We start from the raw sequence: 17,348 nt of genomic DNA on the forward strand, positions 1-17,348 counted from the left end.
CAAGCCCTACTGGATGTTCACGTCGACCGACGCAGGCAGGTCGATGCGCATCAGCGCGTCGACCGTCTTGGGCGTCGGGTCGAGGATGTCGATCAGCCGCTTGTGGGTGCGCATCTCGAAGTGCTCGCGCGAGTCCTTGTACTTGTGCGGCGAGCGGATGACGCAGTACACGTTCTTCTCCGTCGGCAGCGGCACCGGCCCGACGACCCGAGCGCCCGTGCGCGTGACCGTCTCGACGATCTTGCGCGCGGAGGCGTCGATGGCCTCGTGGTCATAGGCCTTGAGCCTGATGCGGATCTTCTGTCCCGCCATGGTCGTCGGTCGTCCTCTTCTTCCTACCGCTGTGTACGTGCTCCGGGTCCGGGGCACACACCAGGAGCCCGGTCGTCGGTCTCACTGGGTTGCTCCGGTCCACGAGGTCGGGCGTGTCGCCCTCGCTCCGCGGACTCGTCCCCGGATCACTCGCCACCCCACGGGGGGTATCGCTGTGCTCGGGGGTCGGCGCCGGGCACACAGGTGCCCTACGCGCAACTCGTCAAGGATGCCACACCGAGGTCAGGCGCCCTCAACCGGGGTGCGGCCCGTGGACCTCTGCGCGCTGGCAGTGGTCCACGGGCCGCAATCGAGGTCTTACTTGATGATCTTGGTGACCTGGCCGGCGCCCACGGTCCGACCACCCTCGCGGATGGCCAGCTGCAGGCCCTCCTCCATGGCGATGGGCTGGATCAGCTGCACGCGCATGGTGGTGTTGTCGCCCGGCATCACCATCTCCGTACCCGGAGGCAGGGTGACGACACCCGTGACGTCCGTGGTGCGGAAGTAGAACTGCGGGCGGTAGTTGTTGAAGAACGGCGTGTGCCGACCGCCCTCGTCCTTGGACAGGATGTAGACCTGCGCCTCGAACTCGGTGTGCGGGGTGATCGAGTTCGGCTTCACGACGACCTGGCCGCGCTCGACCTCCTCGCGCTTCACGCCGCGCAGGAGCAGACCGACGTTCTCACCCGCACGCCCCTCGTCGAGGAGCTTGCGGAACATCTCGATACCGGTGACGGTGGTCTTGATCGACTTCTCGCGGATGCCGACGATCTCGACCTCCTCGTTCACCTTGATGACGCCGCGGTCGATCTTGCCGGTGACCACGGTGCCACGGCCGGTGATCGTGAAGACGTCCTCGATCGGCATGAGGAACGGCTTGTCGGTGTCGCGCTGCGGCTCCGGGATCGCCTCGTCGACGGCGTCCATGAGCTCGAGGAGCTTCTCGCCCCACTCCTTGTCGCCCTCGAGCGCCTTGAGCGCCGAGACCTTGACGACGGGCACCTCGTCGCCCGGGTAGTTCTGCGACGACAGCAGCTCACGGACCTCGAGCTCGACGAGCTCCATGATCTCCGGGTCGTCGACCATGTCCGCCTTGTTCAGGGCGACGACGATGTAGGGCACACCCACCTGGCGGGCGAGCAGGACGTGCTCGCGCGTCTGCGGCATCGGGCCGTCGGTCGCGGCGACCACGAGGATCGCGCCGTCCATCTGGGCGGCACCGGTGATCATGTTCTTGATGTAGTCGGCGTGCCCGGGGCAGTCGACGTGGGCGTAGTGCCGCTTCTCCGTCTGGTACTCGACGTGCGCGATCGAGATGGTGATACCGCGCTGACGCTCCTCGGGCGCCTTGTCGATGTGGTCGAACGCGGACGGCTGGTTGAGGTCCGGGTACTTGTCGTGGAGAACCTTGGTGATGGCCGCCGTCAGCGTGGTCTTGCCATGGTCGATGTGACCGATCGTGCCGATGTTGACGTGCGGCTTGGTCCGCTCGAACTTCGCCTTCGCCACTGGGGGATCCTCCTGGATTCAGATTTCGTCATCCGCCGTGCTGACGGCAGGTCTGTGGGTCGTGCAGATGAGTCGGGGACGGTACCCGCCCCCGACTCGAGGCAATCACTCGCCCGTCGCCTTGGCGATGATCTCCTTGGCCACGCCGCTGGGAACCTCGGCGTAGGAGTCGAAGACCATCGTGTAGTTGGCCCGGCCCTGGGTCTTCGACCGCAGGTCACCGACGTAGCCGAACATCTCCGAAAGCGGAACCAGCGCCCGGACGACGCGGGACCCGGCCCGCTCGTCCATCGCCTGGATCTGCCCGCGACGCGAGTTCAGATCGCCGATCACGTCGCCCATGTACTCCTCGGGCGTCGTGACCTCGACGGCCATCATCGGCTCCAGGAGGACCGGGTCGGCCTTCTTGGCCGCCTCCTTGAGCGCCATCGAACCGGCGATCTTGAACGCCATCTCGGACGAGTCGACCTCGTGGTAGGCACCGTCGAGCAGCGTGACCTTGATCTTGGTCAGCGGGTACCCGGCCAGCACGCCGTACTGCATGGCGTCCTGGCAGCCGGCGTCGACCGACGGGATGTACTCCCGCGGCACCCGGCCACCGGTGACCTGGTTCTCGAACTCGTACTCGGCGCCGTCCTCGCTGGTCAGCGGTTCCAGCTTGATGATGACCCGGGCGAACTGACCCGACCCACCCGTCTGCTTCTTGTACGTGAGCTCGTGGCGCTCGACCGTACGGCGGATGGTCTCCCGGTAGGCCACCTGCGGCTTACCGATGTTGGCCTCGACCTTGAAGTCGCTCTTCATCCGGTTGACGAGCACCTCGAGGTGGAGCTCGCCCATGCCGGCGAGGATCGTCTGCCCGGTCTCCTCGTCGTTGGAGACCTGGAACGTCGGGTCCTCCTCAGCGAGGCGCTGGATCGCGACCGAGAGCTTCTCCTGGTCGGCCTTGGTCTTCGGCTCGACCGCCACCTGGATCACCGGCGCGGGGAAGGTCATCGACTCGAGGACGATCGGCGCGTTCGGGTCGCACAGCGTCTCGCCCGTGGTCGTGTCCTTCAGGCCGATCACCGCGTAGATGTGACCGACCAGGGCCTCGTCGACCGGGTTCTCCTTGTTGGCGTGCATCTGGAAGATCTTCCCGATGCGCTCCTTGCGGTCCTTCGTGGCGTTGAGGACCGTGGACCCGGCGGTGACCCGGCCCGAGTACACCCGGATGTAGGTCAGCTTGCCGAAGAACGGGTGCGCGGCGATCTTGAACGCCAGCGCCGAGAACGGCTCGTCCTTCTCGGGCTTGCGCACGGCCGGGGTCTCCCCGTCCTGCAGCGTGCCCTCGACGGGCGGCAGGTCCAGCGGCGAGGGCAGGTAGTCGATCACCGCGTCGAGCATGGGCTGGACGCCCTTGTTCTTGAACGCCGACCCGCACAGCACGGGGTAGGCCGCGCCCGTGCGGACGATCTCCCGGATGCCCTTCTTGATCTGCTCCTCGGTGAGCTCCTCACCGGAGAGGTAGAGCTCCATGAGCTCGTCGTCGGACTCGGCGACCTTCTCGACCAGGGCGAGGCGGTACTCCTCGGCCTGCTCCTTGAGGTCCTCCGGGATCTCCTCGACGGTGTAGTCCTCGCCCTTCTGGACCTCACCGCGCCAGGTGAGGGCCTTCATTCGGACGAGGTCGATCACGCCGATGAAGTCGTTCTCCGAGCCGATCGGCAGCTGGATGGGCAGCGGCTCGGCACCGAGCCGGTCCCGGATCGTCTGCACGGTGAAGAAGAAGTCCGCGCCCAGCTTGTCCATCTTGTTGACGAAGCAGATGCGCGGGACGTCGTACTTCGTGGCCTGCCGCCAGACCTGCTCGGACTGCGGCTCGACACCTTCCTTGCCGTCGAAGACCGCGACGGCGCCGTCGAGCACCCGCAGGTTGCGCTCCACCTCGACGGTGAAGTCGACGTGCCCCGGGGTGTCGATGAGGTTGATCTGGTGGCCCTTCCAGAAGCAGGTGGTCGCGGCCGACGTGATCGTGATGCCGCGCTTCTGCTCCTCCTCCATCCAGTCCATGGTGGCGGCGCCGTCGTGCACCTCACCGATCTTGTAGCTGATCCCGGTGTAGTACAGGATCCGCTCGGTGGTGGTGGTCTTGCCGGCGTCGATGTGCGCCATGATGCCGATGTTGCGGACCTTGCTCAGGTCCGTCAGCACCTCCTGTGCTGCCACTGCTTCAGCTCTCCCTCGGAGTGGCGATCGACGGTCGGCCGGTCACCAGCGGTAGTGGGCGAAGGCCTTGTTGGACTCCGCCATCTTGTGCGTGTCCTCGCGCCGCTTGACGCTGGCGCCGAGGCCGTTGCTCGCGTCGAGCAGCTCGTTCATGAGCCGCTCGGTCATCGTCTTCTCGCGGCGCTGCTTGGCGTACTGGACGATCCAGCGCAGCGCGAGGGTGGTCTGGCGCGGCGGGCGCACCTCCACCGGCACCTGGTACGTGGCGCCACCGACGCGCCGACTCTTCACCTCGAGCGTCGGCTTCACGTTGTCCATGGCGCGCTTCAGCGTGACGACCGGGTCGACGCCGGTCTTCTCGCGGGTGCCCTCGAGCGCGGCGTAGACGATGCGCTCGGCGAGCGAGCGCTTGCCGTCCTTCAGGACCTTGTTGACCAGCTGGGTGACCAGCGGCGAGCCGTAGACCGGGTCGGACACCAGCGGGCGCTTGGGAGCAGGACCCTTGCGAGGCATCAGCTCTTCTCCTTCTTCGCCCCGTACTTGCTGCGGGCCTGCTTGCGGTTCTTCACGGCCTGGGTGTCGAGGGCACCGCGCAGGATGCGGTACCGGACACCCGGCAGGTCGCGCGGCCCGCCACCCTTCACCAGGACGATCGAGTGCTCCTGCAGGTTGTGGCCCTCGCCCGGGATGTAGGCGGTGACCTCGATGCCGTTGCTCAGCTTGACGCGGGCGACCTTGCGCAGCGCGGAGTTGGGCTTACGCGGTGTGGTGGTGTACACGCGCGTGCAGACGCCCCGTCGCTGCGGGCTCCCGGCAAGCGCCTTGGTCTTGACCTTGGTGGGCTTGTCCTGCCGGCCCTTGCGGACAAGCTGAGAGATGGTGGGCATGAACCGTCTACTTCTTCCCGTCGGCGTGCTGCTGGTTCGTGTCTATGGGTGGTCCGGCTCCGGAGTCGTCCCCCGAGGTCGGGCGTGTCGTGACCCCGGTGGGGTCCACCCTCCAGAGATCGGGGACCTCACGAGAGAACCTTCGGGGGTCTGTCTGCGCTCGGAACACCCGTGGATGCCCCGTGGCGCACACAGAGCGGCCCGACCGCAGTCAGGCGCAAGACACAAGGGTACCCGCCCCTTCGAAAGGGGGTCAAAACGGGTCCCCTGCACGCTCGTCGGTACTCGCAGCGTGCCTCACCGACGACCCCTCCGCAAGAGGACTCGCCCGTTCACCGCTGCAGAACGACCGGTCGCCGCGCGATGCGTGATCGTCGTCTCGTGGCGCTAGTTTCCTCGCGTGCGCGTGCCGATGCAGGTCGCCCGGGCGGTCACCCGGTTCGTCGTCGCCCCCGTGCTGGACCCCCGTCTCCCCGTCGCGGTCCGGCGCCGTCTCCTCGACGCCACCGGGTTCGCGCTCCCGTCCCCGCGCGGCACCCGGCGCCGGCGCACATCCCTCGGTGGCGTGCCCGCCGATCGGGTGACCGTAGCCGGTGGAGACGGCCCCCACCAGGTGCTCTTCCTGCACGGCGGCGGCTACTCGCTGGGCTCCGCCCGCACCTACCGCGCGTTCGCCGCCCACCTCGCCCGCGCCACCGGCGCCCCGGTGCACGTACCCGAGTACCGCCTGGCCCCCGAGCACCCGCACCCCGCCGCCGTCGACGACGCGCACGCCGCCTACCGCGCGCTGCGCGCAGTCGGACACGAGCCTCAACGCATCGCGGTCGCCGGAGATTCCGCGGGCGGCGGACTCGCCCTCTCGCTGCTCCTGCGGCTGCGCGCGGAGGGCGCCGACCTGCCCGGATCGGTCGCGCTGATCTCGCCGTGGCTGGATCTGGACCTCTCCTCCCCCACGCTCGAGGCCAACCGGCGCACCGACGTCCTGCTCAGCCGGCACTGGCTGGAGCAGGCCGCGGCCGGCTACCGCGCGGGCGCCGACCCGGCCGACCTGCGTCCGCTCCAAGCCGACCTCACCGGGCTGCCGCCGATCCACCTGCTCGCCGCGACCGGCGAGATCCTGCTCGGCGACGCCGACGCCCTGGCCGCGCGGCTGGCCGCCGCCGGAGCGCCGCACACCTACGACCGGGTGCCCGGGCTCTGGCACGACTTCGTCCTCTACACCGGGGCCATGGCCGAGGCCGACGCCGCGGTGGCCCGGCTGGGCGCTGCCGTGCGCGCCGACTGCCTGGGCGAACGCCGCGCCTGATGAAACGACGGGGCCGGCCACCTCCACGGGAGAGAGGTGACCGGCCCCGGTCAGGCCCCGATCGGGCTACCGCTCAGCGGTAGTCGCGACCGAAGTCGTAATCGTCCAGCGGCACCGCAGCACCGGTGCCCGAGCCGAACACGTCGGGGCTGTAGTAGCCGTCGTCGTACGTCGGCAGCGCGTAGGCGGCCGCTCGGGCCTCCTCCGTCGGCTGGACCTGGATGTTGCGGTACCGGCTGATGCCCGTACCGGCCGGGATCAGCTTGCCGATGATCACGTTCTCCTTGAGCCCGACGAGCTTGTCGCGCTTCCCGTTGATCGCGGCATCGGTGAGGATCCGGGTGGTCTCCTGGAACGAGGCGGCCGACAGCCACGACTCGGTGGCCAGCGAGGCCTTCGTGATCCCCATCAGCACCGGACGACCGGAGGCCGGCTCGCCGCCCTCGGCGACGACCTTGCGGTTCTGGGCCTCGAACTCGGCCCGCTCCGCCAGCGCACCCGGCAGGAACTCCGTGTCACCGGAGTCGATGATCGTGACCCGGCGCAGCATCTGCCGGACGATCACCTCGATGTGCTTGTCGTGGATGTCCACGCTCTGCGTGCGGTACACCTTCTGCACCTCGCGCACCAGGTGCAGCTGCACCTCGCGCGGACCCATGACGCGCAGCACCTCGTGCGGGTTCGCCGCGCCCTCCAGGAGCAGCTGGCCGACCTTGACGTGGTCGCCGTCGGCGAGCGGGCGCTCGACGCCGTCGACCGTGGTCATCGCCAGCCACTGCCGCTTGGACAGCTTGTCGTAGACGATCTCTTCCGACCCGTCGTCCGGGATCAGGGTGATCTTCCAGAAGCGGTCGCCGTCCTCGATGCGGATCGTGCCGTCGACGTCGGCGATCGGCGCGACGCCCTTCGGCACGCGAGCCTCGAACAGCTCCGTGACGCGGGGCAGACCGGTCGTGATGTCGTCGCCGGCGACGCCACCCTGGTGGAACGTACGCATCGTCAGCTGCGTACCGGGCTCACCGATCGACTGCGCGGCCACGATGCCGACCGCCTCACCGACGTCCACCAGCTTGCCGGTGGCCATCGAGCGGCCGTAGCACATCGCGCAGATGCCGGTGGTCGACGCGCAGGTCAGGGCGCTGCGCACCTTGATCTCGCGCACGCCCGCCTCGACCAGCGCCTCCAGCACCGGGTCGCCGATGTCGTCGCCCTTGCGGACGATGGGCTCGCCGTCCGGGCCGATGACGTCCTCCGCCGCCGTGCGCGCGTACACGCTGGTGCGGATGTGGCGGTGCGGCACGAGGCGGCCGTCGGCCGTCTGCTCGGTGACCGGCATCGTGATGCTGCGCTCGGTGCCGCAGTCGGTCTCGCGCACGATGACGTCCTGCGACACGTCGACCAGGCGCCGGGTCAGGTAACCCGAGTCCGCCGTCCGCAGCGCGGTGTCGGCCAGACCCTTCCGCGTGCCGTGCGTCGAGATGAAGTACTCGAGCACGTTGAGGCCCTCGCGGAAGTTGGTCTTGATCGGCCGGGGGATGTACTCGCCCTTCGGGTTGGCGACCAGACCACGCATACCGGCCAGCTGCCGGACCTGCGTCATGTTGCCCGCCGCCCCCGACTTCACGATCGTGGGGATCGGGTTGTCGTCGGGGAAGTTCTCCTCCATGGCCTTGGCGACCTCTTCGGACGCCTGGGTCCAGATCTTGACCATCTCGTCGTTGCGCTCCTGGTGGGAGAGCGCACCGCGCAGGTACCGCTTGTTGACCTGGTCGGCCTTCGCCTCGTAGGCGTCCAGGATCTCCTGCTTGTTCGGCGGCACCACGACGTCGGAGATGGCGATCGTGACCCCGGACCGGGTGGCCCAGTAGAAGCCGGCGTCCTTGAGCCGGTCGAGCACCTGCGCGACCTCGGTCATCGAGTAGCGCTCAGCCAGGTCGTTGATGATCGCGGCCTGGCGCTTCTTGGGCAGCTCCTCGTTGACGAACGGGTAGTCCGACGGCAGCAGCTCGTTGAACAGGACGCGGCCCAGCGTCGTCTCGGTCACCCACGGCTGACCCGGCTCCCACCCCTGCTCCTTGAGCTTCGGGTAGAGATCAGCGGGCGGCACCACGCCGTGCAGGCGGATCTTGCACGGCGCCTGCAGGTGCAGCACCTTCCGGTCGTAGGCCATGATCGCCTCGGCCGGCGAGGAGAACGCCTGCCCGGCGCCCGGGGCGTCGTCGCGCTGGCGGGTCAGGTGGAACAGACCCGTCACCATGTCCAGCCGCGGCATCGCGAGCGGGCGCCCGGACGCCGGCGACAGGATGTTGTTCGACGACAGCATCAGCACGCGGGCCTCGGCCTGCGCCTCCGCCGACAGCGGCAGGTGCACGGCCATCTGGTCACCGTCGAAGTCGGCGTTGAACGCCTCGCAGACCAGCGGGTGCAGCTGGATCGCCTTGCCCTCGACCAGCTGCGGCTCGAAGGCCTGGATGCCGAGGCGGTGCAGCGTGGGCGCCCGGTTGAGCAGCACCGGGTGCTCGGAGATGACCTCCTCGAGCACGTCCCACACCTGCGAGCGGCCGCGCTCGACCATGCGCTTGGCGGACTTGATGTTCTGCGCGTGGTTGAGGTCGACCAGCCGCTTCATCACGAACGGCTTGAACAGCTCCAGCGCCATCTGCTTCGGCAGACCGCACTGGTGCAGCTTCAGCTGCGGGCCGACCACGATGACCGAACGGCCGGAGTAGTCGACGCGCTTGCCCAGCAGGTTCTGGCGGAACCGGCCCTGCTTGCCCTTGAGCAGGTCGGACAGCGACTTGAGCGGGCGGTTGCCCGGCCCGGTGACCGGACGGCCGCGGCGGCCGTTGTCGAACAGCGCGTCGACGGCCTCCTGCAGCATCCGCTTCTCGTTGTTGACGATGATCTCGGGCGCGCCGAGGTCGATCAGTCGCTTGAGGCGGTTGTTGCGGTTGATGACCCGCCGGTACAGGTCGTTCAGGTCGGAGGTCGCGAAGCGGCCACCGTCCAGCTGCACCATCGGGCGCAGGTCCGGCGGGATCACCGGGATGCAGTCGAGCACCATGCCCATCGGCGAGTTGCCGGTGGACTGGAACGCCGCGACGACCTTCAGCCGCTTGAGCGCGCGGAGCTTCTTCTGCCCCTTGCCGTTGCGGATCGTCTCGCGCAGCGCCTCGACCTCGGCGTCGATGTCGAAGTTCTGCAGGAGCGTCTGGATCGCCTCGGCGCCCATGGCACCGGTGAAGTAGTCGCCGTAGCGGTCGTACAGCTCGCGGTAGAGCGCCTCGTCGGCGATCAGCTGCTTGACCTCGAGCTTGGTGAAGGTGTTCCAGATCTCCTCGAGTCGGTCCAGCTCGCGCTGGGCCCGGTCGCGGATCTGGCGCATCTCCCGCTCGCCGGATTCCTTCACCTTGCGGCGGACATCGCTCTTGGCGCCCTCGGCCTCGAGCTCGGCCAGGTCGGCCTCGAGCTTCTGGGCCCGCGCCTCGATGTCGGCGTCCCGGCGCTGCTCGACCCGCCGGCGCTCGACGTTCATCTCGTTCTCGAGCGTGGGCAGGTCCTCGTGCCGCTGTTCCTTGTTGACCGAGGTGATGACGTAGGCGGCGAAGTAGATGATCTTCTCGAGATCCTTCGGCGCCAGGTCGAGCAGGTAGCCCAGGCGGCTGGGCACACCCTTGAAGTACCAGATGTGCGTGACCGGGGCGGCCAGCTCGATGTGGCCCATCCGCTCACGGCGCACCTTGGCGCGGGTGACCTCCACGCCGCAGCGCTCGCAGATGATGCCCTTGAACCGGACGCGCTTGTACTTGCCGCAGTAGCACTCCCAGTCCCGGGTCGGACCGAAGATCTTCTCGCAGAAGAGCCCGTCCTTCTCCGGCTTCAGGGTGCGGTAGTTGATGGTCTCGGGCTTCTTGACCTCGCCGTGCGACCACTGGCGGATGTCGTCCGCCGTGGCCAGGCCGATGCGCAGTTCGTCGAAGAAGTTGACGTCGAGCACTTAAGTGTCCTCAGTTCCTTCGTTAGCTCGGCTACGGACGAGATCAGTTGACGACGTCGTCGACGGTCATGGTCGAGTCGGATCCGGGGCGGCTGGACAGGTTGATGCCCAGGTTCGCCGCGGCCCGCTCGAGGTCCTCGTCGTCCGAGTCGCGCATCTCGATCGCCGCACCATCGCTGGAGAGCACCTCGACGTTCAGGCACAGGCTCTGCAGCTCCTTGAGCAGAACCTTGAACGACTCCGGGATGCCCGGCTCGGGGATGTTCTCCCCCTTCACGATCGCCTCGTAGACCTTGACGCGGCCCACCACGTCGTCGGACTTGATCGTGAGCAGCTCCTGGAGCGTGTAGGCCGCACCGTAGGCCTGCATCGCCCAGCACTCCATCTCGCCGAACCGCTGGCCACCGAACTGGGCCTTACCGCCCAGCGGCTGCTGCGTGATCATCGAGTACGGGCCGGTCGACCGCGCGTGGATCTTGTCGTCGACCAGGTGGGCCAGCTTCAGGATGTACATGTAGCCGACCGCCACCGGGAACGGGAACGGCTCGCCCGACCGGCCGTCGAACAGGATGGCCTTCCCGTCGGGGCCGACCATGCGCTCGCCGTCGCGGTTGGGCAGCGTGCACCCGAGCAGCCCGGTGATCTCGTGCTCCTTGGCACCGTCGAACACCGGCGTGGCCGTGAGCGTGTTCTGCGGGGCGGACCGCAGCTCCTCCGGGATCTTCTTCGCCCACTCCGGGTCGCCCTCGATGTGCCAGCCGGACTTGGCGATCCACCCGAGGTGGGTCTCCAGGATCTGGCCGATGTTCATACGGCGCGGCACACCGTGGGTGTTCAGGATGATGTCGACCGGCGTGCCGTCGGGCAGGAACGGCATGTCCTCCTCGGGGAGGATCTTGCCGATGACGCCCTTGTTGCCGTGCCGACCGGCGAGCTTGTCGCCGTCCTGGATCTTGCGCTTCTGGGCCACGTAGACCCGCACCAGCTCGTTGACGCCGGGCGGGAGCTCGTCGTCGTCGTCGCGCGAGAAGACCCGGATGCCGATGACCTTGCCGGTCTCGCCGTGGGGCACCTTCAGCGACGTGTCGCGGACCTCGCGCGCCTTCTCGCCGAAGATCGCGCGCAGCAGCCGCTCCTCCGGGGTCAGCTCGGTCTCACCCTTCGGCGTGACCTTCCCGACCAGGATGTCGCCCGGCTGGACCTCGGCGCCGATGCGGATGATGCCGCGCTCGTCGAGGTCTGCGAGGACCTCCTCGGAGACGTTCGGGATGTCCCGGGTGATCTCCTCGGCACCCAGCTTGGTGTCGCGGGCGTCGATCTCGTGCTCCTCGATGTGGATCGAGGTCAGCACGTCGTCGCGCACCAGGCGCTGGGAGAGGATGATCGCGTCCTCGTAGTTGTGGCCCTCCCACGGCATGATCGCCACGAGCAGGTTCTTGCCGAGGGCGAGCTCGCCGTTCTCGGTGCACGGACCGTCGGCGAGCACCTGGCCCGCCTCGACCCGCTGCCCCTCGTCGACGATCGGCTTCTGGTTGATGCAGGTGGTCTGGTTGGACCGGCGGAACTTGTAGAGGCGGTACGTCTTGCGCGTGCCGTCGTCCGCCATGACCGTGATGTAGTCGGCGCAGACCTCCTCGACCACGCCCGCCTTCTCGGCCACCACGACGTCACCGGCGTCGACCGCGGCGCGCAGCTCCATGCCGGTGCCGACCAGCGGCGCCTCGCTGCGCAGCAGCGGCACCGCCTGGCGCTGCATGTTCGCGCCCATCAGCGCGCGGTTCGCGTCGTCGTGCTCGAGGAAGGGGATCAGCGCCGAGCCGACCGACACCATCTGCCGCGGCGAGACGTCGATGTAGTCGACCCCGGACGGCGCGATCAGGTCCGGCTCGCCGCCCTTGCGGCGGACCAGCACCCGGTCCTCGATGAAGTTGCCCTCGTCGTCGAGCGGCGCGTTGGCCTGCGCGATGACGAAACGCTCCTCCTCGTCGGCGGTCAGGTAGTCGATCTCGTCGGTGACCCGGCCGTCGACGACCTTCCGGTACGGCGTCTGGATGAAGCCGAACGGGTTGACCTGTGCGAACGTGGACAGGTAGCCGATCAGGCCGATGTTCGGACCCTCAGGGGTCTCGATCGGGCACATGCGGCCGTAGTGGCTGTGGTGGACGTCGCGGACCTCGAAGCCGGCGCGCTCCCGCGACAGACCGCCCGGGCCCAGCGCCGACAGGCGGCGCTTGTGGGTCAGGCCGGCCAGCGGGTTGTGCTGGTCCATGAACTGCGACAGCTGCGAGGTTCCGAAGAACTCCTTGATCGCCGCCACGACCGGGCGGATGTTGATCAGGGTCTGCGGCGTGATCGCCTCGACGTCCTGCGTGGTCATGCGCTCACGGACCACGCGCTCCATGCGGGACAGGCCGACCCGGATCTGGTTCTGGATCAGCTCGCCGACGGTGCGCAGGCGGCGGTTGCCGAAGTGGTCGATGTCGTCGGTCTCGACCGGGATCGTGACCGCGTCCTCGCCCTCACCGACCGTCATCTCGGTCTCGCCGGCGTGCAGCCGGACGAGGTACTCGATCGTGACGGCGATGTCCTCCTCGGTCAGCGTGCCGACCTCGAGCGGGGTCTTCAGGCCCAGCTTGCGGTTGGTCTTGTAACGACCCACCTTGGCCAGGTCGTACCGCTTCTCCTTGAAGAACAGGTTCTCCAGCAGCGCCTGGGCGCTCTCCCGCGTGGGCGGCTCGCCCGGACGCAGCTTGCGGTAGATGTCGAGCAGCGCCTCGTCCTGCCCGGCGGTGTGGTCCTTCTCGAGGGTCGCCATGACCGTCTCCGAGAAGCCGAACCGCGCCTTGATCTGCTCCTCGGTCCAGCCGAGCGCCTTCAGCAGCACCGTGACCGGCTGGCGCCGCTTGCGGTCGATGCGGACGCCGACGGTGTCGCGCTTGTCGACGTCGAACTCGAGCCACGCGCCCCGGCTCGGGATGATCCGGACCGAGTAGACGTCCTTCTCGGTCGTCTTGTCGATCTCGTGGCTGAAGTAGACGCCGGGCGAGCGCACCAGCTGCGACACGACGACGCGCTCGGTGCCGTTGATGATGAAGGTGCCCTTGTCGGTCATCATGGGGAAATCGCCCATGAAGACCGTCTGGCTCTTGATCTCACCCGTGGTGTTGTTGGTGAACTCCGCGGTGACGAAGAGCGGCGCGGCGTAGGTCATGTCCTTGTCGCGGCACTCCTCGACCGAGGCCTTCACCTCGTCGAACCGCGGGTCCGAGAAGGACAGCGACATGGAGCCGGAGAAGTCCTCGATCGGCGAGATCTCGGCGAGGACCTCCTCCAGCCCGCTGACCGGGTTCTCGTCCCCGGCGTCGACGCGCCGCTGGAACCACTCCTCCGAGCCGATCAGCCACTCGAAGGACTGGATCTGCAGGTCGAGGAGGTTGGGCACCTCGAGGGGTTCGCGGATCTTCGCGAAGGACACCCGAGTCGGTGCACCGGGGAAGTTCGGATTGGCCGAGACGGAGGTCGCGGGAGTCTGAGTGGCGCGAGGCGATGCCAAGATGCGTCCTTCCGGAACTGCGCTCTCGTCTGGCAGGATCCGGGACTCGCGCGCTACCGTTCGATCATCGACCCGGGCGGTGTGATCCCCCCGAGGCCGAGCTGATGTGCTCGGTGCGCCGGGCCGCCGGAGCCCGCCGTCAGTTGTCAGCGCGCAACCACCGACCCAAGACACCGCTCGCGGGGAACTCCGGTGGGGAGCCTCTCTGCGCGCGGAAGTTGGACGGAGGCAGCGCAAAGAGGCAGTCTAGCTGCGAATGCAGCCGCTGTCGAGACACGTCACCAAGGTGACCGTCGAGACCTAAGCGTGACGCGCCGACGCCCCGGAGTCAAGACGCTACGCGGCGGTAAGTGGTCCGTTTTGCGGGACAACCGGGTGGTGACCTGCCCCGACGGACCGAAGGTCCCCTCGGGAGAGGGAGTTCGTCCCGCCGCACCGACCGCCCGTCGGTGATCAGGCGACGACGGACCGTCACGCGTTCGCACCGTTCCCGTCGGCGGGCGGTCGGTGCGCCAGCATTTCGTCCGGCGTGTCGCGTACCACTTTCGGGTGAACGCGGAGCGTGATCGCACGTTCACGGCGACGGGTTTCGCCTGATGAGGACGCTGCGCGAGGCAGACTCGAATCGCCGATCCGAAAATATTGTGACTTCTGTCACGTTCTCGCTTGAGGCGCGGGGACGCGCCGAGGGGCGGCACCCCGAACGCGGGTACCGCCCCTCTGGACGTGCGGTGGCAGCAGGTCAGACCAGGTTGACCTTCGCGCCGGCCTCCTCGAGCTTGGCCTTGGCGGCGTCGGCGGCCTCCTTGTTGACGCCCTCCAGGATCGGCTTCGGGGCGCTCTCGACGAGGTCCTTCGCCTCCTTCAGGCCCAGGCCCGAGACCAGCTCGCGGACGACCTTGATGACCTGGATCTTCTTGTCGCCGGCGGCCTCGAGGACGACGTTGAACTCGTCCTTCTCCTCCTCGGCCGGAGCAGCGGCGCCGCCGGCGCCCGCAGCGGCGCCCGGAGCAGCGGCCACGGCGACCGGGGCGGCGGCGGTGACGTCGAACGTCTCCTCGAACTTCTTCACGAACTCGGCGAGCTCGATCAGGGTGAGGTCCTTGAAGGCCTCGAGCAGCTCGTCGATGCTCAGCTTCGCCATGGTGGCGGTTCCTCTCTGGTGAAACGCAAGGGCTGGGGTGGGTCAGCTCTCGGTGTTGTCGGTGTTGGGAGCAGCGTCGGCGGGCGCGGCCGAGGCCTCGCCCTCCGCAGCACGCTTGTCGGCGAGGGCCTGGGCGAGCCGGGCGACCTGCGCGGCCGGGGCGGCGAACAGGCCGGCGGCCTTGGCCAGCGACCCCTTCATCGCACCGGCGAGCTTCGCCAGCAGCACCTCGCGGGACTCCAGGTCGGCGAGCTGGTTGACCTCGGCGACGGTCAGCGGCCGACCGTCCATGAAGCCACCCTTGATCACCAGGCCCTGGTTGGACTTGGCGAACTCGCGCAGCGCCTTGGCTGCATCGACCGGCTCACCCTCGATGAACGCGATCGCCGTCGGGCCGACGAGCAGCTGCTCGATGCCCTCGACGCCCGCCTTCTCCGCCGCCCGCTTCACCAAGGTGTTCTTGGCGATGCGGTACGTCGTGCCCGCGCCGAGCGAGCGACGAAGCTGGGTGAGCTGGGCCATGGTCAGGCCCCGGTACTCCGTGACCACCGAGGCGGACGAGCCGCGGAACCGGTCGGCGATCTCCTCGACCGCTGCGACCTTGTCAGCTCTGGCCATCCGTGCCTCCTCTCGGGTGTCGGTACGTGGTCTCCACCGCGACGACCCGGGAGGTTGGGATTCCGAAACGACGAACGCCCCGCGCGCAGGGCACGGGGCGTGGAAGGATGGCGCGCCGCAAGGCGCGCAACGCTCTACTACCTCGTCCCCCTGCGCGGGTCGCCCGTACGAGACGGGACCTTCGCGGGCCCGCGAGCGAGCCCGAACCTGCGGTCTTCGGTGGAACCGCCGACCAGGATACGCGGTTGCCCAGGTGGCGGGTGCGCGGGGCCCCACCGGGGGCAGCGAACGGCACTCTGGTCCACCCCGAGTGGACCAGAGTGCCGTTCGTTCACCTACACGGCTTGCACATCCGCGATCTTCCAGACTCCGTCGATCTTCTTCGCCGTGACCGTCAGGCGGCCGGCGGAGGCGAGCTGCTGCGGGCCGTCCTCCGCAGCGCGGGTGGCGATCTGGTTCATGAACAGCACCACGACGGCGGTGTCGTCCTCGAGCCGGCTGACCCCGGTGTTGGAGACGGTGGCGGTGACCACGGCCTTCTGCTGCGGGGCGCGGGCGCGGACCTCGGTGAACAGCTGGCCGAACTGCTGCTCGAACTCCGGTGTGATGACGGCGCGGGCGGTGCGCTCGTTCTCGTCGAGGCGGGCGAAGTCGTACGAGTAGATCGTCGTCACCGCGTCCGCGACCTGCTGGGCGACCTGGCTGGTCGCGCCGATGTCGATCAGCGCCCGGTTGGCGGCGGGGCCGGAGTGCTCGCGGTGGTACCAGAGCGCTCCGAAGAACGACGCCAGGAACACGAGCACCGTCGCGGCGGCACCCCAGGCGATCAGTGCCCGCGTCGTGACGGGGGTGGTGCGGAGCGCGCGCAGCGAGCGCCGGGGCCGTGCTGGGGAGGCGTCCGCCGCTTCCTCGTCGACGTCCTCCGCGCCCGCCGTCCTCGCCTCCGCCCGCTCCGTGGCCAGTGGCTCGTCGACGGTCGCGGCCTGCTCCGCTTCCCCGCGGCCGTCCGCTGCGGGCTCCGAGACGACCTGGGCCGGCTCCGGCGTGGCCTCCTCGACGGTGGCAGTGCGCCCGCCCCCGCGCCGCCCAGCGGACGTGAGCGCCTCGGCAGGAGCAGAGCGGGTGGTGCGGCGGCCGGCGACGCGGGGGCGGCGGATGCCGGGGGTGCTGCGGTGGGTGGGGGGCATGTCGGTGACCTCCTGGAGTCGGTCGACCTCGGGGAGCGGGGGGCGCGGCTCAGCTCGCGCCCGGGTTGCGCACCGGCGCCAGCTTCGCGACCTTCCAGCCGTCGGGTGTGCGGTGCATCTCCAGCTGGAGCCGCTGGCGGGTGAGGACCGGCTTCTGCCCGTCCGGGGTGACGGTGACGTCGACGCCGACGATGACGCGGGCGATCCCGGCGCGGTCATCGAGCTCGGTGACCGCCGGGTCCTTCGCGACGGCCGTGGTGACCCGCTTCGACTCGGTGACGACCTTGATGTAGTCGTCGCGGTTGCGGCGGAACTCCTCCAGCACCTGCCCGGTGGACGCCGCCATCCACGCGTCCAGCCCCGCCGGGGCGTTGCGGTGGTCGAGCGTGTTGAGGGTCTCCGCGGCGGTCCGGGCCGCGTTCAACGCCTCGTCGCGCTGCTCGGCCAGGTGACCGTCGCCGCTGCCGAGCGACACCGCCCAGAGCGCGCCGAACACCACGGCCGCGACCGCGGCGACGGCGGTGACGACCTGGAGGATGCGGCCCATCACCGGCCGGGCCGATGCGGGTTCCCCGGCGGGGGTCGAGGGGTTCTCGTCGAGCACGGTCATGTCTTCCTCCAGAC

General features: G+C 68.8%; 12 protein-coding genes. 1 reads left to right on the top strand and 11 read right to left on the bottom strand.

From position 1 onward, the window contains the following. Positions 1-6: 6 nt before the first annotated feature. The 5 genes from rpsJ to rpsL form a co-directional block, all read right to left on the bottom strand. Entirely contained in the window at positions 7-312 is a 306-nt protein-coding gene (gene rpsJ / locus BUE41_RS20185; protein WP_003938093.1) for a 30S ribosomal protein S10, read from the bottom strand. A 318-nt stretch (positions 313-630) separates the two neighbouring features. Then, the gene (gene tuf, locus BUE41_RS20190) at positions 631-1,824 is read right to left on the bottom strand and encodes an elongation factor Tu (RefSeq protein ID WP_073458719.1); all 1,194 of its coding nucleotides are present in this window, start codon (positions 1,822-1,824) and stop codon (positions 631-633) included. A gap of 105 nt (positions 1,825-1,929) precedes the next feature. Beyond that, positions 1,930-4,032 (bottom strand): elongation factor G, encoded by a 2,103-nt coding sequence (gene fusA, locus BUE41_RS20195; RefSeq protein WP_073458720.1) that lies wholly within the window; start codon positions 4,030-4,032, stop codon positions 1,930-1,932. 42 nt (positions 4,033-4,074) lie between these two features. Then, positions 4,075-4,545: a 30S ribosomal protein S7 gene (rpsG, locus tag BUE41_RS20200; RefSeq protein ID WP_073458721.1), complete on the bottom strand. Its 471-nt coding sequence runs from the start codon at positions 4,543-4,545 to the stop codon at positions 4,075-4,077. Then, a complete protein-coding gene (gene rpsL / locus BUE41_RS20205; RefSeq protein ID WP_073458722.1) occupies positions 4,545-4,919 on the bottom strand; it encodes a 30S ribosomal protein S12 in 375 nt (124 codons plus the stop codon). Before rpsL ends, rpsG begins: the two co-directional genes overlap by 1 nt. A gap of 400 nt (positions 4,920-5,319) precedes the next feature. On the opposite strand from rpsL, the gene BUE41_RS20210 reads away from it, so the two are divergent. Beyond that, positions 5,320-6,225: an alpha/beta hydrolase fold domain-containing protein gene (locus BUE41_RS20210; protein WP_084755461.1), complete on the top strand. Its 906-nt coding sequence runs from the start codon at positions 5,320-5,322 to the stop codon at positions 6,223-6,225. A 73-nt stretch (positions 6,226-6,298) separates the two neighbouring features. Here the strand turns inward: BUE41_RS20210 and BUE41_RS20215 are convergent, their stop codons facing one another. The 6 genes from BUE41_RS20215 to BUE41_RS20240 all read right to left on the bottom strand — a co-directional run bounded on the left by BUE41_RS20215 (position 6,299) and on the right by BUE41_RS20240 (position 17,334). Beyond that, positions 6,299-10,222 (bottom strand): DNA-directed RNA polymerase subunit beta', encoded by a 3,924-nt coding sequence (locus BUE41_RS20215; protein WP_073458723.1) that lies wholly within the window; start codon positions 10,220-10,222, stop codon positions 6,299-6,301. A gap of 43 nt (positions 10,223-10,265) precedes the next feature. Continuing rightward, positions 10,266-13,775, bottom strand: coding sequence for a DNA-directed RNA polymerase subunit beta (rpoB, locus tag BUE41_RS20220; protein ID WP_073458724.1), 3,510 nt, complete (start codon positions 13,773-13,775; stop codon positions 10,266-10,268). A 742-nt stretch (positions 13,776-14,517) separates the two neighbouring features. Next, positions 14,518-14,919 carry a 50S ribosomal protein L7/L12 gene (gene rplL, locus BUE41_RS20225; RefSeq protein ID WP_073458725.1) on the bottom strand — a complete coding sequence of 134 codons (402 nt, stop codon included), beginning with the start codon at positions 14,917-14,919 and terminating at the stop codon, positions 14,518-14,520. A gap of 42 nt (positions 14,920-14,961) precedes the next feature. Beyond that, entirely contained in the window at positions 14,962-15,537 is a 576-nt protein-coding gene (gene rplJ, locus BUE41_RS20230; RefSeq protein ID WP_073458726.1) for a 50S ribosomal protein L10, read from the bottom strand. A 335-nt stretch (positions 15,538-15,872) separates the two neighbouring features. Beyond that, positions 15,873-16,724 (bottom strand): nuclear transport factor 2 family protein, encoded by an 852-nt coding sequence (locus BUE41_RS20235; RefSeq protein WP_073458727.1) that lies wholly within the window; start codon positions 16,722-16,724, stop codon positions 15,873-15,875. A 49-nt stretch (positions 16,725-16,773) separates the two neighbouring features. Beyond that, positions 16,774-17,334 (bottom strand): hypothetical protein, encoded by a 561-nt coding sequence (locus BUE41_RS20240; RefSeq protein WP_084755462.1) that lies wholly within the window; start codon positions 17,332-17,334, stop codon positions 16,774-16,776. Between the last annotated feature and the right edge of the window lie 14 nt (positions 17,335-17,348).

It is taken from the genome of Pseudonocardia thermophila, assembly GCF_900142365.1.
In the GTDB taxonomy this organism is placed as follows: Bacteria; Actinomycetota; Actinomycetes; order Mycobacteriales; family Pseudonocardiaceae; genus Pseudonocardia; species Pseudonocardia thermophila.

What these genes read in the sequence shown, in the direction of transcription:
- rplJ (WP_073458726.1), bottom strand. Translation starts at nt 15,537, where the DNA reads ATGGCCAGAGCTGACAAGGTCGCAGCGGTCGAGGAGATCGCCGACCGG.
- BUE41_RS20240 (WP_084755462.1), bottom strand. Translation starts at nt 17,334, where the DNA reads ATGACCGTGCTCGACGAGAACCCCTCGACCCCCGCCGGGGAACCCGCA.
- rplL (WP_073458725.1), bottom strand. Translation starts at nt 14,919, where the DNA reads ATGGCGAAGCTGAGCATCGACGAGCTGCTCGAGGCCTTCAAGGACCTC.
- BUE41_RS20235 (WP_073458727.1), bottom strand. Translation starts at nt 16,724, where the DNA reads ATGCCCCCCACCCACCGCAGCACCCCCGGCATCCGCCGCCCCCGCGTC.
- rpsG (WP_073458721.1), bottom strand. Translation starts at nt 4,545, where the DNA reads ATGCCTCGCAAGGGTCCTGCTCCCAAGCGCCCGCTGGTGTCCGACCCG.
- rpsJ (WP_003938093.1), bottom strand. Translation starts at nt 312, where the DNA reads ATGGCGGGACAGAAGATCCGCATCAGGCTCAAGGCCTATGACCACGAG.
- rpsL (WP_073458722.1), bottom strand. Translation starts at nt 4,919, where the DNA reads ATGCCCACCATCTCTCAGCTTGTCCGCAAGGGCCGGCAGGACAAGCCC.